This is a genomic window from Paenibacillus ihbetae, assembly GCF_002741055.1.
Classification (GTDB): domain Bacteria; phylum Bacillota; class Bacilli; order Paenibacillales; family Paenibacillaceae; genus Paenibacillus_AQ; species Paenibacillus_AQ ihbetae.
Genome location: NZ_CP016809.1, coordinates 4,422,750 through 4,448,132, shown reverse-complemented (window position 1 = coordinate 4,448,132; position 25,383 = coordinate 4,422,750). Strand labels below are relative to the sequence as shown.

The window sequence follows — 25,383 nt, the reverse complement described above, 5'->3', positions numbered from 1 at the left end:
GCGGATTATGGATTATAATACCTTACCTCTTTAACCCCATTAATCTCAACAAACCTGATTTCTTCTTTCATACCGCTATCCGTCCTAATTGGAGATCTTTCATACATTAGAAAACATTTCATATCTTCAACATATTCGACGAAAACAAACTTAACGAATATTCCCAAATCAAATGTATTATCATCGTACTCTACAACAATTGCATCTCCCTTTATGAGATTCCTATTTTCCATGAATATAAACTCCTTACTATATGAATATTCTAATAGTCATTCCTCTCATAACACATTCCATAAAATGATTATTCCCAGCTCTATCAATTTTCCTTTTTTGATACTAAGGATAGTTCTAACTACACCTGACTCTTATATCTCTATTCTAATTTCCTCGATTACAACTTTCTCATCCATATATTCTCGATCCTATTTTACAATCATCCAACAAACTATAAGTTCATGAAATAAACAATTCTATTTACATAAAAACTATAAGCCACCGATGAAGATGTTGTACTTGCCCCTGACTAGGATTCGAAGCAGTTCTGCCGCCTCCGGGGATAGTGCGTCCCGTCCCACCAAATCCTCCATCGTCATCGGCGCTTCCGGAAACTTTCGGATCGTCATGGTCGGCCCCTTGAGCGCGATGGGCGGAAGGACGATATTCACCCTGGACCCATCCTTCAGCCTGGCGTCCACGATGGGCACAGACTCGTTCACGACCCGATTGACACTCCCTACGATACCCTGAATAATGTCCTCCAGCCTTCCCTGCGATTCGAACTGCAGCGGCACCTGCTTCACCTCTCCGTCCTGCTCGATGAAGATCTCCCGGTGGCTGTTAATCATAATCTCCGTAATTCGGGGATTGTCGACGAGCGGCTGCAGCACATCCAGCCCGCGAAAGGAATCGTACACTCTGCGGACCAGATTCCGCTTCTCCATGGCCGTCAGTCCTGCAAGCTCCTGCCTCCTCCACACCAGATCCTCTATGCGCGCCATGAATTCGGAATTATGGACGCTGCCGGTCATGTCCAGCTCCGACCGAATCTGATCCCGAACAGAACGGAATTGCTCCTCATGCATAGAGTTCCCCCCTGTTTACGTCGGACAGCCCGGAATCTCCACCTCCAAGGAGCTGTCGGCACAGCTTCAGAACTTCCCTTTGGTATATCGGTGACATCAGCAGCAGCTCCTGCTGTTGAAGCTGCTTCCATGAGGGGATATATGGCAGCATGCAATCGATCAGGATGTCTTTCCGAGGAGGTCTGTTTACAAGCTGTCCGGTGTAACGGTTGACAACAAACCTGCTCCGCTTCATCAAGCCGCCCGAGAAGCTCTCGTCCTGCTGCAGCAGCTGGTCGATCCGAATTCCGCTCTTAAACATGCTGATCGGATCGTCCAGCAGGACCCAGATCAACGCACCGGCATGCTCAAGCACCGCTTGCAGCCTCTCCTCCCGGACCCCCGACGCTCCATCCGTATCCACAACGATGACATCATACTGGCCGGTGGATCCAAGAGATCGAAGCAGCAGCTCCGTATCGGATCTCGTCATCTCCATTATCTCTTTCACGTGCAGACTCGGCTCGAACGTGTCGCATTTCAGCCCCTGATGCCTGAGGCGGTACGGCATAACCTGAAGAACATTCTCTGATCCGCCTTCCTGAGCGGCCTTAATATCGTACAGAAGCCGGGAGAAGCTTCCCTCCATTCCGTCGCAGCCTGAAGGAAACTGCACGCTGCTGTTGACGCTCTCCAGATTGAGGTAAAACACCCGCAGTCCCAATACGGCAAACTGCTTGGCCATATTCATCGCCAGCGTGCTCTTCCCGCACCCGCTCAAGGGAGAAACAACTCCGATAACGGCAGCCATTCCGGTCTGGAGTCCCGTGCCGATGCTGTTTCCATTGCCGCTGACGGTTAAAATGCGACTTTCATGGCAGCATGCGGATATCGCTTCCAGCAGCCTCGGCAGCGGCTGGTACTTGGCTGTATGGGATCCTCCCGCCGGACATGCAGCAGGCAACTCAGCGCCCTCGTTAAGCAGCAGCCAAGGCACAGGAGGTTCGCCAAGCCGGAACCAAGCCATCAGCATCTCTGCATCTCCAACCACGAGAGCCGGGAGTTCCCCTGACTGCATATATTGAAGAAACGCATCCGGCCGTGTAAAAGCGGTCACCTGCATCGACGAGCCATAGGAGCTTCCGTTTACATAGTTCAGGAGCGGCTCTACATACCTGGCGTCCTGTACGGCCATCACGAATCGGACCGGTAGCATTGCATATCCCCTCTTCCTTTCTCAGCAACGCAAAAAAAGCACCATTCATGCCGCAGACCTGCGGTTCATGAACGGTGCTTCCGTTGACTTGTTATATTTTGACATTAGAATAGCACAGCCGCCAGCAGACGGCAAGCATTATTTTTCTGCAGGATATATGCCTTTACCGCTATTGCCAAAACAAGGATATATGCAATACTATAAAAGCTTGGAGCAAATATTTTGTATATAGAACTTCCTTATATAGGATGGGTTAATAGAGTCTCCTAATCCCTACCCATACATATCATACAGCCTAGTCAGGAGAGTGACATCACGTGAAGAAACGAATCTTAACCGCACTGTTAACCGGTCTGCTGCTGTTGTCCGGCTGCAGCCAGCCGCTAGCGCCACCTGCTTCGAACGAGAAGACAGCTGCTGCCCCCCAAACGGAACAGACAACGTCCACGAAGGCGGCACAAAGCCAAAGTCCGAATGGGAAGCAAGCCTCTTATCCTACTGACGACCTGAATCTGCCCCGGGTACCCGTCGAGCTCGTCAAGGCGGTGGACGGGGACACGATCAGCGTTATGTTTGAAGGCAAGAAGGAGAGCGTCCGGATGCTGCTGGTCGATACGCCGGAGACAAGCCACCCCAAGCTGGGAGTCCAGCCTTTTGGACCGGAGGCCAAAGCTTTCACGAAGGACCTCGTCGAGCAAGCCGGCAAGCTCGAATTGGAATTTGATATCGGTCCGAACCGGGATAAATACAACCGGCTGCTTGCGTACGTGTATGCCGACGGAAAAATGGTCCAGGAAGCACTGCTCGAGCAGGGCCTGGCGCGCGTAGCCTATATTTATCCACCGAACGTCCGTTATGTCGATAAATTCAATGATCTGCAGCGCATCAGCAGGGAGAAGGCGCTCGGCATTTGGAGCGTGGAGAATTACGCGCAGGAGGACGGTTTCCACCCTGAAGAGCAGGACGGGGATACGCAATCCAGCTCCGCCGCCGCATCCGGGGAATCCAAGAAAACGGCAGATTCAGGCGCTGCGGCGGGCAGCCCCAAGACCGGCTGCAGCATCAAAGGGAACATCAACTCGAAAGGCGAGAAGATCTATCACACACCCGAATCCCCTTACTATGAGCGGACGAAGGAGGAGCAGTGGTTCTGCACCGAGGAGGAGGCCGTCGCGGCCGGGTTCAGGGCCCCACGCTCATAGGGACCATAGGGAACTCCTGGTTATGAAAGGAACCGGCGCCGGATATCCGGCGTCGGTATCATGCATGCTTCGGAGCGGCCGAACCAGCGGTAACGGTTCTTGGCCACGATGCGGTACGCACGGTCCCGGATCGGACGAGGCACGATGATCATCGCATAGGCGAGAGGCCACGGGAAGCGGAGCCGCCGGGCAATGCGCAGCGCCCCCTGCGACCGGGTATAATATCTCCCTTTTTCGATCAGAACCATCGTATCCCCGCCGTCCGGGGTCAGTCCTCCCTGCTCCAGCAGTGACTGCCCGAGCTCCGATTGGAGCGACGCGAACCGGAAATGGCAGGCTGGATCCCGCTGGATTATGAATCGGGTCAAGCCCTGGCATAAGTGACACACCCCGTCGATCAGCACGATGGCGTATTCTTCGTTATCCTTGCCCGTCTTCTTCATATTCAATCTGCCCCCCTTCGGCAAATGCGACACGCGAAACTCGCCCAATAAGAAAAAACGCAGGAATTCTCCCGCGCTTCATCATAAGTCGCCTTATTCAGATTCGACCGCTTTGTTCAGCCACTCGCCGTCTCTCATCTGCTGATCGAAATCATCCGAAAATCTATCCATGCATTTACAAATGAAATCCTTGCGGCATACCGGGCATGGCACTTTACCAAGCCGGCTCAGGGCCGTCATCTTCCATTCAGGAAACCGGTTGTAGAACACGCGGCAATCCGTTCCGTCAGCCAAATGGATAATGAATTCGTACAACCCTTCCTTCTCATTGCTCCCAGCTTTGGTTACATCTGTAATCTGCGGTTTGTATGGCATGTCATCACCCGTTTATATTGATTTGTAATTGCTTATGACTGGTTGTACTTTCTGGTACTTAGTCATATTAAAGAATTTTAAAGGCGATGTCAACCGAAGAACACATCGAGGATCGAGCCGATTTGGCCGCGCTTTTTCCCCTCCAAAATATCCGGATTAAACACTTCCACATACCCGCAGTGGGTGCAGGATACAAATAGGAAATGATTGTGCTGAATATCGAACAGCTTGCTGAGCCCCGCTCCCGACATGGATACTTCCTTCGTCTCACACTGAGTTCCGCGGCATTTGCTGCAGACGAACCGTTCAGCGATCATCTCTTCAATACGCATAGTATGCGCTCCTTTCAAGCTGCCTTTTAATAACGGAATACGGCGAAGTATGGAAAAAGTTCCATATTGTTATGCAATAAAAAGGGGATTATCCCGCATGGAGGACAATCCCCTTCTATAACAATCGTCAGATTACGTTGAGCTCCACATCGATGTTGCCTCGCGTCGCTTTGGAATACGGACAGAAGTCATGCGCCTTTTTCGCAAGCTCCTCGGCCTGGCTCCGTTCGATCCCCGGCATCTCAATCCTCAGCTTCACGGCCAGCTTAAAGCCGTCGTCCGTTTCATCCTTGCCGATCATGACCTGGGAATGGATCGTCACGTCCTTCAGCGTTACCCCTTCCTTGCGGGCGATATTCGCCAGCGCGCTTTCGTAGCAAGCCCCGTATCCCGCCGCGAACAATTGCTCCGGATTGGTTCCTTCTCCTCCGGGTCCGCCAAGCTCCTTCGGCATGCTAAGCTTATGATCAAGAGCCCCGTCGGACGACCGGATCGAGCCCTCGCGTCCACCAACAACCTTCACATCTGCCGTGTACAGTGGTTTCATAAATTGCCTCACTCCTTCATGCCCTAGTATGAACGCTATATTAAGTCTTTAAACTTGTGGCATAAATTGAAACGGTATGAACAGGCATTGTGAGCTCAGCATCGAATTAACCCGGGGTTTCCGAGACAACAAAAAAAGCTGATGCTCAAGCTTACGCTTGAACAACAGCTTCTTATGCTGATTCTTCATAATGCGGTAGAGAGGACTCGAACCTCCACGGGTATACACCCACTACCCCCTCAAGATAGCGTGTCTGCCATTCCACCACTACCGCATATAATAAAGAAGTTCTTTAGCAGAACATTCCCTATTATATAGCCATGAACGCCAATTGTAAAGCTCCAATTATTACCTGCTTATTACCTGCAATCCATGCCTTGGCAAGGCTAGGTCTTCTCGTTTCGCTTATCCCTTCGGTAAGCCGAAAACTCAAGGTACTCCCGTATGAACTCCTTCTCGCTTTCTTCGAGACCCGACAGCGCGGACAGCGCCGTTTCTGCCTCATATTCCTCTCGCGTTTCGTTCACTCGGGTGGTGGGCTTGCCCTTCCCGATAATCAACCAGTCCAGGCTAACGGAGAAAAATGCGGCAATTTCAATTAATTTATTCGTACTCGGCGTTGTTTTCCCTCGCTTCCAGTCACCAAAATTCCCTGTGCTGATCCCGAGGGTTTCACAGAACGCCTTCTTCGTCATACCCCGGCTTTCTATCAGATGTTCGATTCGTTGGTAAATAGACTGCATCAAACAACCGCCTTCCTGATTCTCTTTCCAAAGAAAATATCTTAAATACGTATTTTCTTCTTGCATAAGCACTTAAAAACGTGTATAATCTATCTATGTTGCCTAAATTATACCATAGGACCCATGGATCGTTGTACCTTTTACCCATGAGTCTATTTCGTAAGAGGAGCGAACCCTTTTGCCCTACGATACCATGAGCACAGCTTGGAACTATGCCGTCCATGCCTTGAACAGGGGCCTGATGATTATCACGCCCGACGGTATGATCGATAAGATAAACGACCCGCTTGTGACGATGTCCGTAAGATATGGTGTCTCGCCTGATTTTCAATGGCAGGGGGCATCATTTTTTGATATTATGCCCGGGTGCTTTGGGAAGGTCGATTTCGGCAGCTTGGACGGTGAACATTATTTATCCTCGGTCAGAGCCGTTCTCGAAGGAAGCCAGCCGGATTGCGTCCTGGAGTATTCGGTCTCCCGGAACCGCAAAGTATTCTGGGTGCTGTGCGAGGTCCAGCCGCTGTCCGTAAGCAGCGACAATTTCATTCACGGCGCCGTCCTCTCCTTTACCGACATTACGAAATATAAACAGCGGCAAATCCTGCTCGAGCAGACGCTTGCCCGCAGCCTCCCCCTACCGGAACACATCCCCATCTGCGCCGTATGCAAGCATGTCAGCCAGGAAGAGACATGGGAACCGGTTGAAAGCTATCTTGAGAGCCGCCTTCCCATCGAATTTACGCACGATATTTGTCCCGACTGCATCCGCAGGCTCTATCCGAAATATTCCTCCGCTCTGGACGATGACCGTACCGGGGAGATTGAGTAACATTCGCGTTCATCTTTCATTTCGCCTTTCGCACATTCGCATAGCCCGGAATACTTCGCCTCACCCTTCGCACATTCGCATAACCCGGAATACGCCCCTCTGGCGGCACCAGCCTGTGCAGGCGTGTTCCCATACGAGCACATTAATAAAACAAAGCAGTACAGGATCCCGCATCGGGTCCCATACTGCTTTGTTTGTTATTATCTGGTTTGGTTGTATCCGGAATGCTTCCTAATATGAACTGATCAGACGAAGAAGCGGGCTTACCAGCGACGGCAGCACGGATACATGGCCTTCCCCTTCGATTTCATGAAGCTCGGCTTGCAGCAAATCCTTATGCTCCCGCAGCTTCGCATACAAATCCCTTGCGTCTTGAACCATGGAGGGCTTTTCTTCGGTGCCGACAAAAATGCTCAGCTTCCGCTGGAAATCCAGCGGCCGGAAAAATAGTTTGGTGACCTCCCATGTCTTGTACAGCACATGCTGCTTCCACCAGACCGATGGGCTCGCAGCAATATACCGCCGGAAGACGTGGGGCCTGGTGAACAGCGCATAGAGCACGAAGAAGCCGCCCAACGAATGGCCGAATACCGACTGCTTCCCGGGATTCACCGGGTATTGCGACGCAACGCGGGGGATCAGCTGCAGCTCGATAAAATCCAGGAAGTCATCGGCGCCGCCGGTTTCCGGCCACGGCATTCCGTTCGGACGGACGGGGAGCTCGTGTGCCGCCGCAGGCACGGTATAATCGTAAAACCGCTCATCCGTCACGATCGGGCTGTCGCTTTCGTAGCCGATCCCGACGATGATGGAGGGCGTTATGCCGCGCGGCGTACGGGATTGCAGCCTCACAGCCTCCGCCAGCGTCCCGAAAGATGCATTGGCATCAAGCGAATACAGCACAGGGTAACCGCCCTCAGGCGGCGGTCCCATCGGCTCGGCAACGGAAATCCGGTATGCGCGTCCATTCGATTCGGACCGCATGCTCCATGTAACCGTGCCTGATATGCGATAAGCGGGCCCAACCGTCTCCGGGATGCCGCGTATTCCTTCCGCCGCAACGGCTTGTCCCGCTGTGCTTGCATCATGCTCCGCTGCTGCTCGGGGCTTCACAGCGCCGCTGCCATTTTCGTCAAACAGCCACGATACCGCATCCGGGAATCTCCTGGACATAAAGATCGGATCATGGGTTCCATCCGGATCCATGTGGAGCTTAACCCTGGATTCCGCTCCTTCTTCCCCCGACCAAATGCGGAATGCCTCCAGATTGCTCGGCGTCATGTGCTTCTGGATTCCTTGCTTATACGCCCCTTCGTATTGACCGACCGACATATAGACGCGAAGGCCCGGCGGCAGCTTCCCATGCTCACGGATGAATTCCATGACGCCTTCATACCATAGAGAAGCCGAAAGCATGCCGATACGGCCGAACGTATCCGGCCGCCAATATCCTGCGAGCATGGAGATCAGCCCGCCGAACGAGGCGCCGATGATCCCCGTATGTTCCGGCTCGGGCCGCGTCCGGTAACAACTGTCAATATAAGGCTTGATGCGATCGGCGACTTCGTCGACGTACTCCCTTCCCCGCCCCCCAAAGGGAGGACGGCCTTCAAGCAGCGGCTTTGCCGGCCATGGCGTATATTCATCGTTCCGGTTCTCCGTCGCGATCCCGACCAGGATCAGCTCTCTGAGCCTTCCGTCTTTGAACAGATGCTCTAAATAGTTCAGGCAATCCATGAAGGAATCGCCGCCGTCCTGAACATAAGCCACCGGATAACAGCGGTCCGATTCATCGTAAGATGGGGGCAAATACAAGGTTAGTTCCCGGTCCAATGCCGAAAGCTTCTGATATCGGTTCATAGGTCCTCCCCGGATGATCAAGATTTTCTCATGCGAAACAATAAATAAACGAAGTAAGGGACGCCGATCACCGATACGACGATGCCTGCGGGAAGCTCTGCGGGAGCAAAAACCGTTCGTCCGATGAGATCCCCGATCATGACGATCGCCATGCCGGCGAGGCCGCTGACCGGAAGCATATACAGATGCTTCAGCCCCACAAGCTGCCTGGCCAAATGCGGAGCGATCAGGCCGACGAAGCCGATGCTGCCCGATACGGCGACGCTTGCGCTAACCAATCCGATGCTGCACAGCAGAAGGAGCCTTTTCTCGCGTTCCACCGATACGCCAACGCTTTTCACGCTCTCCTCGCTGAGCTGGAACAGATCAAGCACGTGGGCACGGCTCCAAATAATGACCGGCAGAATAAGCAGCCAGGGAATTATCGTCGCCACGAACTTCCAGTTGGCGCTGTGAAGGCTTCCAGCCAGCCAGGCAACCGCCATCTCGTAATCCTTGGGATTCATTTTGAGTGAAAAATACATCGTCACCGCCCCGAAACCGGAAGCTATTGCAATCCCGACCAGAATGAGCCGCTGCGGATCGAGCCTCCCGCCTTCCTTTGCAAACATATAAATGGCTCCGGTAGCGGCCAAACCGCCCGCCACGCCAAACATCGGCATCATCATGACGCCGGCCCAGCCTGTCATCGTCAGCTGTCCCTGGAAAAGGAACATGAACAGCACAACCGCCATGCCTGCTCCGGCATTGATGCCGAGGATGCCCGGATCCGCAAGCCCGTTGCGGGTAACGCCCTGTATCACTCCTCCTGCCGTTCCGAGCGCGAAGCCGACCAGCGCGCCAAGGACGATTCGCGGCAGCCGGAATTCGAAGACGACGAGATCAAATTCGTGGCTTGAATCGATGCGCAGCAGCGTGCGGACGACTTCTGCAACGGACATATCAAACGTTCCGCTCGTCAAGCTGAAATAAAAGGCGGCCAGCACCAATACAATCCCTGCGCCGAACACGAGGCCGAAACGGCCGGCAGCATTACGCACGCTGAGCCCCTCCCCTCGTTTTGATTAAGTACAGGAAGAAGGGGACGCCGATGATGGACGTGATCACGCCGACCGGCGTCTCGAACGGGTAATTGACGAAGCGCGCCAGAATATCGCACAGAGCCAGGAGCAGGCCGCCAAGCACCCCGGAGACGGGAACGATCCAGCGATAATCCGACCCTGACAAATATCTCGCAATATGAGGGATGATCAACCCGACAAAAGCCACTTTCCCCGCAAGCGCAACCGACACGCCAGTCAGAATGACAACTGCAAGCATCGCCAAGGCTTTAATGATCCATGGCCGCACGCCGAGACCTTTAGCCGTATCGTCTCCGAGCGAAAGGAGCGTTACCGATTTGGAAAGCGTTAAGGCAAGCGCCAAGCCGGCCACAGCGAAAGGGATGCTCAGCTTGATCAGCTCCGGATCCATCGCATGCAGACGGGCATTGTACCAGAAGCTGACCGTCTGCGAGATTTGAAAATAAGCCGCGATCGCCTCCGCCGTACCGCTGAGAAACGTCCCGATGACGGTGCCGAGAATGGCAAGCTGAACCGGACGCATGCCGCCCGGTATAAGCCAAGCCAAGCCGAATACGACGGCGGCCCCGATCGCGGAGCCGACTAGCGAGCTGACAATATACAGGCCGGAGGAGGCATTCGGCATCAGCACCATAAACAGCGTGACCGCGAACACCGAGCCGTCCGACACCCCCATAATCGAAGGGGACGCAAGATAGTTCCTCGTCATGCCCTGCATCAGCGCTCCCGAAACCGCAAGAAAAGCGCCGATCAGCATGGCCCCGATGACCCGGGGGAGCCGGGAGCTCCGAATGATCTGATGATCCACGCTGTTCGGATCGAAGGCAACGATGGCATCCCAGACGGTATTCATCGTAATATTTTTGGCCCCATACAGGATGGAAGCCCCCATCAGCAATAAGCATACTGCCGGAGCCATCACCAGGATGACAGCCGGCAGCGATTTCTTGAATCCCATGAACAACAATCCTTATCCGTTTATGCCGTGATTTTTATTTCGCCAGATGCTCCACAGCCGCCTTCAGAAACTCGATCTTGCTGTACGCCGTTCCGCCCTGAGCAAGCGGATCCACGACGTTCACGAATGCCTTGCCGTTCTTGAAGGCGTTCAAATTGCTCATGATCGGATCGTTCTGCAGCTCCTCCAGTGCATTCGGTGTATCCTTGTTCTCGTCAGGAGAGAACTGGATAAATACATAATCCGGGTTCATTTCGGCGAATTTCTCTTTCGAGATCAGCTCCTGCGCCTCGGCAGCAGCCACCTCTTCCGGTACCGCTATCCCCAATTCCTCATACAACACCGGATTGAAAAATACGCCAGCCGGATAAATGTACATCTCTCCCGCACGGACCCGGAGCGCAACGACCTTCTTGTCCTTCAGGCTATCGCCCAAGGTCGCCTTGGCCGCCTCCAAATCCGCTTTATATTGGCTGATGGCCTGCTCCGCCTGCTCCTCTTTCCCGCTCAGCTCCCCAAGCAATCTCAGATTCGCTTCCCAGTTGGTCGACACATGGGAATACGGAATTGTCGGCGCGATTTTATTCAGCTGCTCGACGACCTCCGGCTTGAATTTGGTCGAACCGAGGATCACGTCCGGTTTCAGGGACAATATGGTCTCGAAGTTCGGCTCCGTTTTCTCGCCGATTGACTGCGCGTTTTTCGTTATCGATTGAAACATTGGCGGAAACTCGCCGGAGAACGAGATAGCCCCGACCGGATTCACATCCAGCACGATGGAATCCTCCATTGCCTCGACCGCACCTGTAATCACGATCCGCTCGGTGCTTGCCGGAAGGGTATACTCCTGATCCAAGTATTTGACAACCTTCGTTTCGGACGGTGCCGGAGCCGTTTCTTCTTTCTCTTTTGTCGCGGTGTCCGTATTTGCTGCTCCCGCAGCTTCCGAAGCGCCGGTTGCCGCCGTGCCGGCGTCCTCCGATTGATTCGCTCCGCCGCCGCAAGCGGACAGCACCAGGGCTATCGTAAGCATCAGCCCCAAGATCCATTTCGTTCTGCTCATCTCTCTCCTGCTTCCCCTTTCACATCTCATTCATTGATAATGATTATCATTATTGATTATGGTAAAGGAAAGCGATTCGTTTCGCCATGGACGAAATACCGATTGCGCATGGATCATTTCCGGATACGGCCATTTTCCGTAAAGAGCCTGCCGGCCTCCTCCGCCATTCGTTCCATCGCGACAGGAGAATACTCCCGCCATGGGAAAGAAGGCAGCTGGTGCACACGCCCCTCCCTTACGGCAGGAATCATCAGCCACTCCGGCGACGCCTGCAGCTGCTTCCAAAAAGCGAGCGTTTCCGAATCCTGTCGAACAAGGAGCAGGATATGATCCGCTCCGCATTCCTTGATCGCCGTTACGCTCAAATCCTCAAGACCATGACGGTCAGCTTCAAGGAGGGACCCTAGCGCCGGCTGTAATTTCAGGCGGTCGAACAACAATTCCTTCATACCAGGATGACTGTACGCCGTAAGCTCGCGCTGGTGTACACGAAGCGTGAGAACCGTCTTCTCTTCATTCTCACGATTCTCAAGTGCGCTGCAGCAAGCGGCCGTCTTCTCCTGATACGATTCGATCCAGCTGTCCGCTTCCGGCCTCCTGCCCAGCTTGTCCGCTAAAGCAAGCAGTTGAGCCCGCCATCCCTCCCGGTCCTCCGGCATCACGTATACAGGCGCGATTTTCTCCAGCAGCTCCCGTTCCCAAAGCTCGACCTCCTGTGCGCATATAATCAGCTCCGGGCTTGCTGCAGCGAGCCTTTCCAGGTTCGCGGATTTGTTATGGTTCTGTCTGTAAGCGTCAAGATGCACGGGGATCTCGGATCCGAGGGCATGATAATAGTAAGGGGACCACTTGGGATGGACCGGTGCGGCATAAGGGACGAACTGCAGCGGCATCGCATAGCCGAGAAGCGAGGTCGAGCCGTACAAGGCGATTTTGTTTTTCCGCTTCTTTCTGTATTCGGATGGAGAGAGGCCAAAGCTTTTCTTGAATTTGCGGCTAAAATAGAACTCATCCTTATATCCCACCTGATGCGCAACTTCCCGAAGCAAAGGCTCGGACCGCAATAGCAGCAGCTTCGCCTTATTCATGCGGATGCCTGAAAGATAATCCATCGGGGTGTGGCCATACGTGTTTTTGAACACTTCCGCAAAATATTTCGGGCTAAAGCCCGCCAAATCGGCCAATTGATCCAGCGTCAGATCCTCATCATAATGCTCATGCATGTAGTCTTTGGCCCGCTCCAGCGCCTGCCGTTTGCCCTCGGATTGACCGGAAACAGCTTCCGAAATCATCGTGTACAGCAGCTCCTGAAAGTCAAGCTGTGCCCGCCACTCCTTCATTCGGTCTCCGCTGTGAAAATATTCATACAGCGAGCTGCAGGAGCTGTACAGCGATTCCGGCAGGCCGGCTTCGCAAGGAATCAAGGCGGAGGCATCCGCCTCTCGAAGGCGCCCGCTCCCCGGCAGCCCTTCATAGAAGGCGAAATAAAGAACGGCAATGACGGCATGCGCCTGCTTCTTCTTCCCTGCATGGCCGACCTTGGTCAGACCGAAGGTAGAACCCGCCCGGCAGATTTTAACGCTCCCTTTGCGCATATGCAGGCTCTGCTCTCCCGTTTGGAGGAACGCTTCCCCTCCCATCTGGAGGATCAGCGCCGAATGCATTGTAAGCTGATATTCGAGCGGCAAATCCTGCTCCCGGAATATTTCGATATTCCACAACCGGGCCGTCACCCCCCCAATTTCCTTTTGCCCGTTCAGTGCCTTGCTGCTCCTTGCCAAATCCATATGTGAAAAACCCCTATCATAAATGAGAATGGTTATCATTATCATATTATCACATCCGGATCCTTGTCCAGCGGATTTCTCTAAAATATATGCGGATTTCAAACTAGGCCGCTTTATTTTATTTCCGCATCATAAGGCTGCATGAACGAGCGAGAGCTGGAAACGAGCTGCCTCATTCTATAGACACAAAAAAGCAGCTGCGGATCCCTAAGGATTCACAGCTGCTTCGGTGGTTGAACGTCGAAGTGCAGGTTGATCTACGCAGTCCCGCATGCTTGTCGCATTGGGCGGGTCTTTGGAATGGGACTCCGTGCCCATCCTAACCGCTAAGCCTGCCTTTTACGAACGATTCGTCGATAATGTTATTCCCCGCGGCGCTGACGGGCTCTTGCCTCGCCGCCTTTGCGTCCAGCTTCCTCACGGCTCATCTTGCCGTCATTGCCGTCGCTGTCATTCCGGGCTTGTCCACCCTTCTGGCCGATCTCCTGATAGAATTCTCGGTCATGGGAATCAGAGGTCGCTTCGCCGCCTTTACGTCCGATCTCCTCATAGAATTCGCGTCCATGAGATTCCGCCGTGGCTTCGCCGCCCTTCTGGCCAATCTCTTGGTAGAACTCCTTGTCATGGGACTCGGCAGTAGCTTCGCCGCCCTTCTTCCCGATCTCCTGATAGAATTCCTTATCATGAGACTCGGCAGTGGCTTCGCCGCCTTTGCGACCAATCTCTTGATAGAACTCTTTGTCATGATTATTTGCTGTAGCTTCCCCACCTAAACGTCCTGCTTCTTCACGGCTCATCTTACCATTATTGTTGTTAGCCATTCTGAATCACTCCTTATAGGTTTTTTAGAAGTTGTACTCGTCTACGGTATGATATTAACCTCTTCTGCGATTATGAAACATCCTTCTTGCGTATCCGTGTAACGATGGGCAGGTTTTAGCCGCTTGAAGTTCATAAAAACGAAAAAACCCCGCACCGTTCAGTGCAGGGTTTCTTATCGTTCGATCATGTATGCGGTAGAGAGGACTCGAACCTCCACGGGTATACACCCACTACCCCCTCAAGATAGCGTGTCTGCCATTCCACCACTACCGCATAATATAAGGATGAAGCAAATCGACCACTTTATCAAAAAACTGGTGAGCCATGAAGGACTCGAACCTTCGACACCCTGATTAAAAGTCAGGTGCTCTACCAACTGAGCTAATGGCTCTCGATGACAATCATGCAGCTGCCATAAAGACTTCCCAACATCCGGATTAGGATCCGCAGTGATATTAAGAAAGTTGGTGACCCGTAGGGGATTCGAACCCCTGTTACCTCCGTGAAAGGGAGGTGTCTTAACCCCTTGACCAACGGGCCACTTTAACCACGTCGCCGTGACGACAAGATTGAGTATAGCATAAATCCAAAAAAGATGACAAGCACTTTTTTTAAATTTTTTATATTTTTTTCGCAGGCACGATCAAAGGTCATGAACCCAGCCATTTGACCCGGAGCTCCTGCTCTTCCACCATATCCCCTGCCCGCTCTACGCGGTATGCTTTCGCATGGGGCCTCGAGCTGACGACCCCGTGCAGATGCCCGTCAATAAAATGCAATGCGGCTCCGTCGTCTGCGGCATAACCAGGCTGAACCTCTCCTTGAAGGATCAGGTCATGGTATGCGGGCCTCCGCTTGCTCTCTCCGTCATAATGCGGGCAATGGCTCCCCGCAAGCAAACCAAGTCCGTTCAGTTTATATAACGGGCCGTTTAACGGATCGGTAACGCCTTCTTCAAACCAGCAGATCGACCCTGCGCTGAGTCCGGTCAAAACCGCTCCACGCACATAGGCTTCCCGGAGAATGCGATCAAGGCCCCACTCTTTCCACAGGATCAGCATATTTCGGGTATTGCCGCCCCCAACATAAAGGATGTCCTGCTCAAGCACATAGGATCTCAGATCCGCGAAATCGGGCTGAAACAAGGATAAGTGGCATGGCGTGCAGGACAGCGGACGAAAGGCAGTATAGAACCGCTCTACATAGTTGTCCGCATCCCCGCTCGCCGTCGGTATAAAGCATATCTTAGGTGTTTCCTTCGGAACTTGGGCCAGTACATACCGGTCAAGCAGCAGGTTGTCCGGCTCCATGGAAAAGCCCCCGCCGCCCATGGCAATAATTTGTTTCATCTCTTCTCCCTCCAGAAGTTCAATTCCCCGAAACTGCGGATGATGTTACCCTATAGAGCTGTTGTTCGCTATCCATAAAAAAGCTTGATGTCCTAATCATCCCTATGCAAGTATGCAAGAAAGCCCCCGGTCACTGATGTGACGGGAGCTTCCCATGGTGTGTATCAAACGGAGAGAGAGGGATTCGAACCCTCGCACCGCTTACGCAGTCTAACCCCTTAGCAGAGGGTCCCCTTATAGCCACTTGGGTATCTCTCCATGATGGCTCCCCGAACAGGACTCGAACCTGTGACAACTCGATTAACAGTCGAGTGCTCTACCAACTGAGCTATCGGGGAACGTCAAGTCGATTAGCTAGTAATAATTTATCATGACTTCTTGGGGGAGTCAAGCTGTAGAAGCGTCAGGCGCCCGCTGCAGCGACCGCATCGGTAACGCGCCGGATTCATTTTGCGCTTGCGTAAATACTCGGTGCCGCATGCCCCGCATCTTAGCATATATCGATAGGGCTCCGGCTTCCTGCCCGCAGGCTTAGTAGCAGGCAGCGATTTGCAAAACCGGCTGCCTCCGACCGCCTGCAGCAGCTGCTTAAAATCGGGATCGCGGTGCCGGTAGCCTTTTCCCGCGATATGAAGATGGTAGTGGCACAGCTCGTGCTTAATGATCTTCTCCACCTCTTCCGGCCCGTTCGCGGCCAGCTGGTGCGGGTTAATCTCGATATGATGTGCCTTCAAAAAATACCGGCCTCCGGTGGACGATAAACGCCGGTTAAACGTTGCTTTATGCCTGAAGGGTACCCCAAAGCTCTTCAACGAGACGCTTTCAACCCAGGCCTGCAGTTCCTCGTTGCTCATTTCCTTCATGGTCCCTGCTGTTCCTTTCCTATGCTTGTAAATGCTACTTGAATTTTAACTTCCCTCTGGGCTACACTGTCAAGTAGAAAGTCATGGAGGGAGAACCTGCGAACATGCCAACGATGCGTTACGTAATCCTACAGCGGCAGCATGAGCTGGAATTTGTGGAAATGCCCAGCGATTATGCGTATCAGCTCAGCGCACTGAACCTGCGCCTGAATAAAGAGATCGACAAACTGACCGCTCCCGGCAAGCCTCGGCTGCCGATTGCCATAGCCGAATGCGACAGCCTGGATTTGCTTCAGGAATCGATGAGCATTCGAAACGGACTGGAGTACATAAATGAACTTGAGCAATCCTTTGCTTCCTTGAACGAAAGCGAATATCCGCTCATTGCTTTGCTGACCGAAATTCGGGCGCTTCAAGCCCAGCTAGAGCAGTGGTATGAGGAAGAAGGGCAATAAATCCATGTAGACCTGCACGCTTTGGGCCTTTTCCCCATATGCTATCCATACAGATGGAATTAGCAAGAGGAGGAGATACCCTTGCCGCAATGGCTCTGCAATCAATTGACGCGCGCCTTCCGCAAAAAGGACAGACGTCAGATCAAGCTGCTGAACGAATGCTGGTTCTTTTACCGGAACTCCCCGGGCGAGAAATCGAATGTCAGATAAGACGCGCCGCTCATTATCAATAGCCAAGTAGGTATGAACGACAAGCCGGACATCTTTCGTCCGGCTTGTTTTTGCATGCATGGATCGCTGCGCTTGCGTTTCTTCAACAGGCTACGAGAAATGACGCTTGGCCGGCCAGGAGCCCTGCATCTTCCGCAGCATAATCATCTGTCCGATATGGTAGGCGTCATGGGTAATCAAGCTAAAGAACCGCTGCGGCGACTCCTGAAGCTCCTCCTCCGGCAGCTGCTCGATCTTACGCCTTAATGCTGCATGAACGTCCTTCAGCTGTTCTTGGGCCAACCGCCATGCCTCCTCGCTCCGATCATGAACGATAAAGGTCTCGTCATTATCCGCTGCCTCATGGCGCAGCGTCGTCCCTTCAAGCCGGGCAAGCAGCCGCTGTTTGTAATACAGCAGATGCAGCACGTTCTCCCAGATGGAGTTAACCGGGCTCCCCTCTGGCTTCCACAGCGCTTGCTCCATCGTTACATCCTTTAAAGCATCGAGCGCAGGCGGGTACCAATCCTCCTGGTCCATCACATAATCCCAATTCTGAAGCAGCACATCCCGTAAACGCATCCTCATCGCCCTCCCCATGAAATTTGCGATCAAATGTTGTAACCATCAAATATTGTTTAGACCATTACACCCAACTTATCACACCTTCACTTTATTTTCAAGTAACTGGCAAATCCAATGTTTGATTGTTACAATAAGAAGCAGCTTAGAAAGGATGTATCACCATGCTATGGGATGATTTTTTGAACAGTGAGTGGCGCGACTGGCGGGGCACCGGCCGCTCTGAAGATCGGCTTGAGCGCAAGGATTGGGTCGAGGAGCTGATCCGCACTCACCGCCTTCGCGTGTCTGCGCTGCCAACCGCGCAGGAGATGGATAAGCTTCGAGCGTTCCGCTCCTTTCTTCTGAGTGTTGTGCGGCACATCGCCGCCGGAGAAGCCCTGCTGGGGAGCCAGGTCAAGGAACTGAACCGCTGGATGGAAGGCGGTCCGCTCGCCCGGCAGCTTCATACCGGCATGGACGGTCGGATGGCGATCAGCTACACGCCGCTCGAATCCGGGTGGCAGGGCGCCATCGCCGAAATTGCAGGCTCCTTCGCCATTACGCTGGCGGAAGGCGAAGCCTCCCGGATCCGGATCTGCACCAATCCGGACTGCCTGTGGGTCTATTACGACGATACCCGCAACCGCTCCAAGCGGTACTGTGACGAGAAGGCCTGCGGCAATCTGATGAAGGTTCGGCGTTTCCGGGCGAAAAAGAGACAGAACGGCTCGAACGACAGGCAGGACGAGCCGATGTGACACGAAGCATAAGCCTCACCGGAGCACCAAGGATGCATAGAACGGCTCGAGGTACAAGTTTATCCGGTATACCAAGGTTACCCTTAACAGTTCAATACACCAGCTTATCCAGAGCATCGTGCCGACCCAGCCACAACAGCTCAAAACACAAGTTTATCCGGATTACTAAGGCTACCAGAGCGACTCGATGCACAAACTTATCCGGTAGACCAAGGCCAGCGTGCCGATTAATACTTATGCTGCGTAGGCACAACCTGATGCTCTTTCGGCCCGGGATTCGCTGGATTAGAACGATTGACCCCGGGTATAAGCTTCCTTATTGGACTGATAAACGGGAAGGCTGACCGGCTGAGAACAACACCATTAGTTTTCGCCCGATATCGATTAGGACCGGAATTTAAGCATCAAAAAAAGAGGCGCATCCCCATACAGGAGATGCGCCTTTTGCTCCGACGGCACTTCCATTACCGCCGTATTAATTACTGATCCTTCGGCTTTCGCATCGTCAATCCGACGCGGCCTTTCTTCAAATCCACGTTCAGCACCCAGACTGTCACGTTGTCACCAACCGAAACGACATCCATCGGATGCTTGACATATCCATCGCTAAGCTGGGAAATATGGACGAGGCCGTCGCTCTTGATGCCGATATCGACAAAGGCGCCGAAATCGATCACGTTGCGGACCGTTCCCTGAAGCTCCATTCCCGGCACCAGATCCTCGATCTTCAGCACATCGTGCCGGAAGATCGGCTGAGGCAGCTCCTCCCGCGGATCCCGTCCCGGGCGCTGCAAGCTGTCCAGGATATCGCGCAGGGTCGGCACGCCGACATCCAGCTTCACCGCGAGCTGTTCAGGCTGCTGGGCATCCAGCAGCTCGGCCAGCTCCTTGCTGCCGAGCTTGTCGAGCCCTACCTGGAGCTCCTGGAACAGCCGGTCCACCACCGGATACGATTCCGGATGGATCGGCGTCCGGTCCAGGATGTTCTCGCCGTCGGAAATCCGCATGAAGCCCACGCACTGCTCGAACGTCTTCGCTCCAAGGCGAGGCACCTTCTGCAGCTGCTTGCGGCTGACGAATTTCCCGTTCTCCTCGCGGTATTTGACGATATTCTTCGCAATTGTGGCGTTGATGCCCGATACATAAGAGAGCAGCGAAGGCGAGGCCGTATTCACGTCCACGCCGACATGGTTAACCGCCGACTCGACGACCGCCTTCAAGCTTTCCTCTAGATGCTTCTGCGTCACGTCATGCTGATACTGTCCGACGCCGATCGATTTCGGATCGATCTTCACCAGCTCGGCCAGCGGGTCCTGAACCCGTCTTGCAATCGAAGCCGCGCTGCGTTCCGCCACATCCAGATCCGGGAATTCCTCCTGTGCCAGCTTGGAGGCGGAATATACGCTGGCTCCCGCCTCGTTCACGATCAGGTAAGCAAGCTCGGGATCTCCGATATCCGCGATCACATCTTCGGCGACGAACTGCTCCGTCTCGCGCGAAGCCGTGCCGTTGCCGATGACGATGAGCTTAATGCCGTACTTGGCAATCAGCTCCTTGAATTTGGCGGCAGCCTCCCGCTTCTTGTTGTTCGGCGGCGTCGGATACGTAACCGCCACCTCCAGCAGCTTGCCGGTCTCGTCAACGACGGCCAGCTTGCAGCCCGTCCGGTAGGCGGGATCCACGCCGAGTACGCAGCGTCCCTTCACCGGCGGCTGCAGCAGCAGGCTGCGCAGGTTGCCGGCGAAGATCGAAATGGCCTGGTTCTCCCCCTTCTCGGTGAGCTCTCCGCGCACCTCGCGCTCGATCGACGGCGCGATCAGGCGCTTGTAGGAATCCTCAATGACAGCCGTCAGGATATCCGTGACGACAGATGTGCCCTTCAGCACCTGCTTGCCGATATAGGCATGAATGGACTCATAAGGAACCTCGAGTCCAACCTTCAGTATATTCTCACGCTCGCCCCGATTAATGGCCAGAATCCGGTGCGGCGGCATTTTCTTCGCCAATTCCCGGTAGCTGTAATAATTCTCGTACACCGATTCCGCTTCCGCATCCTTGGCTTCCGAGGTCAGAATGCCGTGGTCCAAGCTGAAGCGCCGCACCCAGGCGCGAATCTTGGCATCGTCCGCGATGTTTTCGGCCAAAATATCCATGGCGCCTTGAAGCGCCTCCTCCGGCGAAGCCACTCCTTTTTCCTCGTTAACATATTTCGAAGCTTCAGCCAGGGCATCGCCCTGCTTCGGCTGCGACCAGATCCATTCCGATAACGGCTCAAGACCTTTTTCCTTCGCAACGCTGGCCCGGGTCTTGCGCTTTTGCTTATAAGGACGGTACAGATCCTCTACTTCCTGAAGCTTGACTGCCGCTGTAATCGATGCCCTCAGCTCATCCGTCAGCTTGCCCTGCTCCTCAATGATGCGAATAACCTCGCGCTTTCGGATCTCGAGATTGCGCAAATAGCCCGTCCGTTCCTCGATGCTGCGCAGTTGGTTCTCATCCAGCTCGCCCGTCATTTCCTTACGGTATCGCGCAATAAACGGTATCGTATTGCCTTCATCCAGAAGCTCTACGGTCGTACGCACCTGTTTCTCGGACAATTGCAGCTCCTTCGAAATCTGCTTAATGATCCGTTTCAGCTCTTCCTTTCGAATTTGTTCCTCATTCGCTTCCATTACGGCTTCCAAATCAGACAATGATATCCCTCTTTCTTTCTTCAACGTAACTTGTACAGCTATTATCCCAAATCTCCGCTGGCATTTCCACTTTACGTCCGTGAAGCCGGCGGCTTTAAGCTTCGTTTCATGTCTTTTTCATCTGTTTTTAAGATTCACTTTATATTCTATTAAATAAATACGCTAACGATCGTTTTGCATTTAAGACAGCCGAGCGAACCTCTTGCGAGCGCTGCAGCTGCCAAATCGCTGCCAAAAGCATGGTGCGGGTCATGCCAAGACAGCCCAGAGAGGGGCCGTGGTTTCCCCCCTTTATCGGACGGGCCCAACTTCAGCCACTCAACCACATATTAGGAGGACATCATAATGAAAATCAATCAAGCATGGACATGGTCCTTAATATGCCTGTTGTTTATTGCTGCCGCTGTTACCACCGCCTATTTTCTTATACCGGCGCCTGGGGCATAAGCTTTAAGCCTTGCCCTGCCAAAGGCCATGCGCTAAAAAGCGGAGCTGCTTGTCTTTGGCTCCCGTTAAGGCGTCTGGCCCGCCGCCGACATCGAGCCCCCCGCTTTTGGCTGGCTCTGACGTCGGGCCCTGAGCATCCGCACGTCAACAATACGATACATACGCTGCTTCCGGTGAACTAACGCACCGCAAAAAACCTCAAGGACGCTCTCCTTGAGGTTTTTTGCACATACCTATATGATCTAAACGCATATACGCTTGTTCGGTTCGCTAGAAATCGATCAAGCCCAGACTGATCTGCAGGGAATCATCCACCTTGCTCATCATTTCGTCGTCAAGATGGGTGATTTTATCGGTTAGCCGTTGCTTGTCAATCGTACGAATCTGCTCTAGCAAGATAACGGAATCCCGGTCAAATCCATGCGACGCCGCGTCGATTTCGACATGGGTCGGCAGCTTGGCTTTTTGAATTTGTGCCGTAATGGCTGCAACAATTACCGTCGGACTAAACCGATTGCCGATATCGTTCTGAATGACAAGGACCGGCCTTACGCCTCCCTGCTCCGAACCGACAACGGGTGATAAATCCGCAAAAAATACGTCGCCCCGTTTAACGATCACTGTCTACACCCCGCTTACTAAGCGGTCTAGAGTGTTGTCTGCATCTTCCTCCGCGTGAAACGCCTCGGAAGCCATGGTTAGGTTAATTTTGGCCATCTCCATATAACCCCGTTGCATGGATTCGCGAATATATCGCTTCTTCCGTTCATTCAGGTACAACTTCATGGCTTGCCTAATAAGCTCACTGCGGTTGGAATTCTCCAGCTGCGCGATCCCGTCCACTTCCTGCAAAAGATGATCCGGTAAACTGATCATGATTCGTTTGGTGTTCTGCATATTGGCCACCTTCTATTACACCCCCACAACCTTCTCGCCCTGTGCACCAGTATTACATTATTCAAGGAAATTTATACAAAAGAATATATATGCCGAAGGTATATCATGTATGCTGCATATCATTATAAACTACAATCGACACATTCGTACAGACTTTAGCGACATATTCATCATTCGCCAAAGACCGTCCAATTTCCTCCTGCTGTCTTCCTTGATTTAAAATACACATGCGGCGTCTTTTATTCAAGGGGTGGTCCAAAGCGGGTTCAGCGTCTTTTCGGGTATATCATCCCGTATATACCGGCGCGGCACCCGATGGGCAATCATGCAGACGACTTCATAGTGGATCGTTCCCAGCTTGGCAGCCAGCTCATCTGCCGTAATGCGCTCGCCAGACTGCTGGCCGATGAGTACAACCTCTTCACCAGCTTGAATTTGTGCCGACTCTTCGGCAAATGGTTTGAGCGATACCATGCATTGGTCCATACAGATATTTCCGACAACAGGGACGCGGCGGCCGCGTATCAGCACCTCTGCCTTACCGCTCAGCATCCGGGAAAAGCCGTCTGCGTAGCCGATCGGAAGCGTACCGATCGTCTCCGTTTGCTCGGTGACATATTTCGAGCCATAGCTGATTCCGGAATGCGGAGGGAGATTTTTGACAAAGACCAGCTTGGTCTTTAACGTCATGACAGGGTGAAGGCTCACCGCTCTTCGATTCACTTCCTCCGAGGGATACAGTCCATACAAGCTGATGCCGACACGCACCATATTATAGGACAGCTCGGGTGTATCGATGGCGGCGGCGCTATTACCCGTATGTATGATCGGGATATGTCTGCCTCTATCCCGCAGCGCGTCCGCTACGCCCTTGAAACGGCGGTACTGTTCCAATGTATAGTCTTTGTTGTTTTCATCTGCTCTTGCAAAATGAGTAAACATTCCTTCGACAATGACCTGCGGCAGCGAGAATGCCTCTTCGATAAAAGCAAGGGCATGCTCGCCGGGAAGCAGGCCCAGACGACCCATCCCGCTGTCGATCTTGATGTGTACCTTAAGCGGCTTATCCGGCTCCGCAGGCAGCGCTTGGATCGCCTGGAGCACTTCCGTGCTGAACAGGGTGATCGTGACGTCATGCCGGCGCGCCACCTCCACGCCTTCCGGCGGCGTATAGCCGAGCACGAGGATCGGCAGCGTGATGCCGGCTTGACGCAGCTCGAGCGCCTCATCGAGAAACGCAACGCTCAAATAATCCGCACCCAGCTGCTGAAGCTCGCGCGCCACTTCCACCGCGCCATGTCCGTACGCGTTCGCCTTCACGCATGCAAGCAGCAGCATGTCTTCAGGCAGCGCTTCACGAAAAGCGTTGTAGTTGGCGCGCAGATGATCCAAGTTGATGTCCGCCAGGGTAGGTCGATATATCGCTTGCAATTCCAGTCACCTTCTTACCATTTTGAAAAAGCTGTGGGCTAATAATAGATTAATGGTAATGTTCCCGAAGGCAACTGTCAATTGACACCTGCTGCCCATTTTTCGTGCATGACCGGTACCACGAACCGGGAAAGCATGGACATCTCCCGATAAATCGGCAGCAAAAAAGCTCGCAGCCCGCCTCAAATGTCCTTTATTTGGAAAAAGAGGCGAATGGCCTCATTGTCGGAACGTTTCTTCCGCCAAGCTTGGTATCCGCCTTCATCGTATTATTTACCCGATTGTCCCTGCATGGAAGCAGCGATTTTCTTCATCTCCTCGACAGGGAGATTGGCGCTCGTCAGTCGATATTCGACCCCATCCGTGCTCCACGTCAGCGTGCGCTGCTGGTCGCCGGTCAGCAGTCCAACCGTCGTAAAATCAATGTAAACCGCTTCGCCCGGCACAAGCGATACGACACGGTCCTTCGGTCTGGATTCCATAATCGTGTACTGGTATACCCCGTCATATTTCAGAATCACCGCATGGTCTTCGCTATTCGGCACTTCCATCGTATCCTTTTCCGTTACACCGGCCGGCACATATTCTGGATAGACGATGCCGAAAGATCCCATATCCTTACCCGCGGCCGTCTCTGTCAAACCCTCGGGTGCATTCGCACTGCCATTCTCGGTGCCGGAAGCGACCGGGAGCCCGTTCTCGTCCACTTCGGCCAGCATGCCCTGGGTTTCGCCCATCGCGGAGAGGTTCCGGCTCGTGTCAAACGATTCTTTCGTCAAGTTGGTATCGAACGTGAAATTATTGAATTTCACTTCAACAACGACATTCGCTTCCGAATCGGAAACTTGAACCTGCTTCGGCGAATAATTGTCCTTGGCAAGCCAGATCTTCTGCCGGATTAGCGAATGGCTGTGATAGTTCGCCGCGACGTCAAATACATAGCTGTCCTTGTCCTCGGCAAACTGGCGCGTGTTATCGTTCAGGATACTGCTGAGCAGCGTCTGGTACAGATATACCTGACCCTGGTTATCCGGCCAATCGCTCTTGAAGCGGAAGCTTTTGTTCAAGCTTGGCGTCAGAATAAATACGCCGTCATCGTTGCGGAGCACGATCTGCTTAATGTCCTTCTCCCCATTGGCCAAGCTGATCCGATAATAAGATGGAGACTGGTACCATACCTCAACTTGATACTCCTGCGGCGTCGTACCGGTATGTATGGTCATGACGCCCGCTCCCTGGTAAGCGCCTTTCGCACTTTCCAGCTTATCTGCCACCTTGTTCAGATCCTTCACAACGCTGTCCGCATTTTTCTTCCCGCATCCCGCCAGTATCGTTGCCATGCATAATACGACAGCGAGCAGCACCCATGAAATCCGGCGCATGTCATCATCCCCTT

General features: G+C 53.3%; 26 protein-coding genes, 6 tRNA genes and 1 pseudogene. 5 read left to right on the top strand and 28 right to left on the bottom strand.

The window, feature by feature from the left end:
• Positions 1-5 precede the first annotated feature (5 nt).
• From BBD41_RS19950 to BBD41_RS19940, 3 genes and pseudogenes are all read right to left on the bottom strand, one after another.
• The gene (locus tag BBD41_RS19950) at positions 6-233 is read right to left on the bottom strand and encodes a hypothetical protein (protein WP_099478530.1); all 228 of its coding nucleotides are present in this window, start codon (positions 231-233) and stop codon (positions 6-8) included.
• A gap of 258 nt (positions 234-491) precedes the next feature.
• A pseudogene (locus tag BBD41_RS19945) lies at positions 492-1,082 on the bottom strand (ATPase, T2SS/T4P/T4SS family); the annotation flags it as partial.
• Positions 1,075-2,277 (bottom strand): P-loop NTPase family protein, encoded by a 1,203-nt coding sequence (locus BBD41_RS19940; protein ID WP_099478529.1) that lies wholly within the window; start codon positions 2,275-2,277, stop codon positions 1,075-1,077. The gene BBD41_RS19940 and the pseudogene BBD41_RS19945, both read right to left, overlap by 8 nt.
• A gap of 317 nt (positions 2,278-2,594) precedes the next feature.
• Between BBD41_RS19940 and BBD41_RS19935 the strand changes: the two genes are divergently transcribed.
• Positions 2,595-3,479: a thermonuclease family protein gene (locus BBD41_RS19935; RefSeq protein ID WP_099478528.1), complete on the top strand. Its 885-nt coding sequence runs from the start codon at positions 2,595-2,597 to the stop codon at positions 3,477-3,479.
• 20 nt (positions 3,480-3,499) lie between these two features.
• Here BBD41_RS19935 and BBD41_RS19930 read toward each other — a convergent pair whose 3' ends face one another.
• The 6 genes from BBD41_RS19930 to BBD41_RS19905 form a co-directional block, all read right to left on the bottom strand.
• Positions 3,500-3,922: a thiol-disulfide oxidoreductase DCC family protein gene (locus tag BBD41_RS19930; protein ID WP_077567952.1), complete on the bottom strand. Its 423-nt coding sequence runs from the start codon at positions 3,920-3,922 to the stop codon at positions 3,500-3,502.
• Between the two features lie 93 nt (positions 3,923-4,015).
• Positions 4,016-4,297, bottom strand: coding sequence for a hypothetical protein (locus tag BBD41_RS19925; protein WP_028406504.1), 282 nt, complete (start codon positions 4,295-4,297; stop codon positions 4,016-4,018).
• Between the two features lie 89 nt (positions 4,298-4,386).
• Positions 4,387-4,629, bottom strand: coding sequence for a zinc ribbon domain-containing protein (locus BBD41_RS19920; RefSeq protein WP_077567953.1), 243 nt, complete (start codon positions 4,627-4,629; stop codon positions 4,387-4,389).
• A 127-nt stretch (positions 4,630-4,756) separates the two neighbouring features.
• Entirely contained in the window at positions 4,757-5,176 is a 420-nt protein-coding gene (locus BBD41_RS19915; RefSeq protein WP_077567954.1) for an organic hydroperoxide resistance protein, read from the bottom strand.
• Between the two features lie 191 nt (positions 5,177-5,367).
• Positions 5,368-5,450: transfer RNA gene (locus BBD41_RS19910), tRNA-Leu, on the bottom strand.
• 112 nt (positions 5,451-5,562) lie between these two features.
• Positions 5,563-5,919 carry a helix-turn-helix domain-containing protein gene (locus BBD41_RS19905; RefSeq protein WP_077567955.1) on the bottom strand — a complete coding sequence of 119 codons (357 nt, stop codon included), beginning with the start codon at positions 5,917-5,919 and terminating at the stop codon, positions 5,563-5,565.
• A 178-nt stretch (positions 5,920-6,097) separates the two neighbouring features.
• Between BBD41_RS19905 and BBD41_RS19900 the strand changes: the two genes are divergently transcribed.
• Positions 6,098-6,748 (top strand): PAS domain-containing protein, encoded by a 651-nt coding sequence (locus BBD41_RS19900; protein ID WP_077567956.1) that lies wholly within the window; start codon positions 6,098-6,100, stop codon positions 6,746-6,748.
• 231 nt (positions 6,749-6,979) lie between these two features.
• Here BBD41_RS19900 and BBD41_RS19895 read toward each other — a convergent pair whose 3' ends face one another.
• The 13 genes from BBD41_RS19895 to BBD41_RS19835 form a co-directional block, all read right to left on the bottom strand.
• A complete protein-coding gene (locus tag BBD41_RS19895; RefSeq protein ID WP_099478527.1) occupies positions 6,980-8,608 on the bottom strand; it encodes an alpha/beta hydrolase in 1,629 nt (542 codons plus the stop codon).
• Positions 8,609-8,625: 17 nt separating this feature from the next.
• Complete coding sequence (locus BBD41_RS19890; protein WP_099478526.1) at positions 8,626-9,648, bottom strand: FecCD family ABC transporter permease; 1,023 nt, start codon at positions 9,646-9,648, stop codon at positions 8,626-8,628.
• Positions 9,641-10,648, bottom strand: a complete 1,008-nt coding sequence (locus BBD41_RS19885; protein WP_099478525.1) for a FecCD family ABC transporter permease — start codon at positions 10,646-10,648, stop codon at positions 9,641-9,643. Before BBD41_RS19885 ends, BBD41_RS19890 begins: the two co-directional genes overlap by 8 nt.
• A 34-nt stretch (positions 10,649-10,682) precedes the next feature.
• A complete protein-coding gene (locus BBD41_RS19880; protein ID WP_099478524.1) occupies positions 10,683-11,711 on the bottom strand; it encodes an ABC transporter substrate-binding protein in 1,029 nt (342 codons plus the stop codon).
• 113 nt (positions 11,712-11,824) lie between these two features.
• The gene (locus BBD41_RS19875; RefSeq protein WP_099478523.1) at positions 11,825-13,498 is read right to left on the bottom strand and encodes an AraC family transcriptional regulator; all 1,674 of its coding nucleotides are present in this window, start codon (positions 13,496-13,498) and stop codon (positions 11,825-11,827) included.
• Between the two features lie 362 nt (positions 13,499-13,860).
• Entirely contained in the window at positions 13,861-14,319 is a 459-nt protein-coding gene (locus BBD41_RS19870; protein WP_077567962.1) for a KGG domain-containing protein, read from the bottom strand.
• 191 nt (positions 14,320-14,510) lie between these two features.
• Positions 14,511-14,593, bottom strand: a tRNA-Leu gene (locus tag BBD41_RS19865).
• Between the two features lie 42 nt (positions 14,594-14,635).
• Positions 14,636-14,711 (bottom strand) — tRNA-Lys (locus BBD41_RS19860).
• 74 nt (positions 14,712-14,785) lie between these two features.
• Positions 14,786-14,860: transfer RNA gene (locus tag BBD41_RS19855), tRNA-Glu, on the bottom strand.
• 110 nt (positions 14,861-14,970) lie between these two features.
• Positions 14,971-15,669, bottom strand: coding sequence for a Type 1 glutamine amidotransferase-like domain-containing protein (locus tag BBD41_RS19850; RefSeq protein ID WP_077567963.1), 699 nt, complete (start codon positions 15,667-15,669; stop codon positions 14,971-14,973).
• A 169-nt stretch (positions 15,670-15,838) separates the two neighbouring features.
• Positions 15,839-15,927 (bottom strand) — tRNA-Ser (locus tag BBD41_RS19845).
• A 4-nt stretch (positions 15,928-15,931) separates the two neighbouring features.
• Positions 15,932-16,007, bottom strand: a tRNA-Asn gene (locus BBD41_RS19840).
• A 30-nt stretch (positions 16,008-16,037) separates the two neighbouring features.
• Positions 16,038-16,523, bottom strand: a complete 486-nt coding sequence (locus BBD41_RS19835; RefSeq protein ID WP_206098331.1) for a SprT family protein — start codon at positions 16,521-16,523, stop codon at positions 16,038-16,040.
• Between the two features lie 113 nt (positions 16,524-16,636).
• Between BBD41_RS19835 and BBD41_RS19830 the strand changes: the two genes are divergently transcribed.
• Together BBD41_RS19830 and cmpA are read left to right on the top strand one after the other, a co-directional pair.
• Positions 16,637-16,987 carry a hydrolase/acyltransferase gene (locus tag BBD41_RS19830; RefSeq protein WP_077567965.1) on the top strand — a complete coding sequence of 117 codons (351 nt, stop codon included), beginning with the start codon at positions 16,637-16,639 and terminating at the stop codon, positions 16,985-16,987.
• Positions 16,988-17,068: 81 nt separating this feature from the next.
• A complete protein-coding gene (gene cmpA / locus BBD41_RS19825) occupies positions 17,069-17,197 on the top strand; it encodes a cortex morphogenetic protein CmpA (RefSeq protein WP_007132384.1) in 129 nt (42 codons plus the stop codon).
• A 111-nt stretch (positions 17,198-17,308) separates the two neighbouring features.
• Here cmpA and BBD41_RS19820 read toward each other — a convergent pair whose 3' ends face one another.
• Positions 17,309-17,779, bottom strand: a complete 471-nt coding sequence (locus tag BBD41_RS19820; protein ID WP_077567966.1) for a DinB family protein — start codon at positions 17,777-17,779, stop codon at positions 17,309-17,311.
• Between the two features lie 164 nt (positions 17,780-17,943).
• Between BBD41_RS19820 and BBD41_RS19815 the strand changes: the two genes are divergently transcribed.
• Complete coding sequence (locus BBD41_RS19815; RefSeq protein WP_077567967.1) at positions 17,944-18,519, top strand: CGNR zinc finger domain-containing protein; 576 nt, start codon at positions 17,944-17,946, stop codon at positions 18,517-18,519.
• A 479-nt stretch (positions 18,520-18,998) separates the two neighbouring features.
• Here BBD41_RS19815 and BBD41_RS19810 read toward each other — a convergent pair whose 3' ends face one another.
• The 5 genes from BBD41_RS19810 to BBD41_RS19790 form a co-directional block, all read right to left on the bottom strand.
• Complete coding sequence (locus tag BBD41_RS19810) at positions 18,999-21,191, bottom strand: Tex family protein (RefSeq protein WP_099480703.1); 2,193 nt, start codon at positions 21,189-21,191, stop codon at positions 18,999-19,001.
• Positions 21,192-21,929: 738 nt separating this feature from the next.
• Positions 21,930-22,280 carry a type II toxin-antitoxin system PemK/MazF family toxin gene (locus tag BBD41_RS19805; protein WP_006212388.1) on the bottom strand — a complete coding sequence of 117 codons (351 nt, stop codon included), beginning with the start codon at positions 22,278-22,280 and terminating at the stop codon, positions 21,930-21,932.
• Positions 22,281-22,283: 3 nt separating this feature from the next.
• Positions 22,284-22,565 carry a CopG family ribbon-helix-helix protein gene (locus BBD41_RS19800; protein ID WP_028406492.1) on the bottom strand — a complete coding sequence of 94 codons (282 nt, stop codon included), beginning with the start codon at positions 22,563-22,565 and terminating at the stop codon, positions 22,284-22,286.
• Between the two features lie 234 nt (positions 22,566-22,799).
• Positions 22,800-23,987 (bottom strand): alanine racemase, encoded by a 1,188-nt coding sequence (gene alr, locus BBD41_RS19795; protein WP_099478521.1) that lies wholly within the window; start codon positions 23,985-23,987, stop codon positions 22,800-22,802.
• Positions 23,988-24,256: 269 nt separating this feature from the next.
• A complete protein-coding gene (locus BBD41_RS19790) occupies positions 24,257-25,369 on the bottom strand; it encodes an outer membrane lipoprotein-sorting protein (RefSeq protein ID WP_077567969.1) in 1,113 nt (370 codons plus the stop codon).
• Positions 25,370-25,383: the final 14 nt, after the last annotated feature.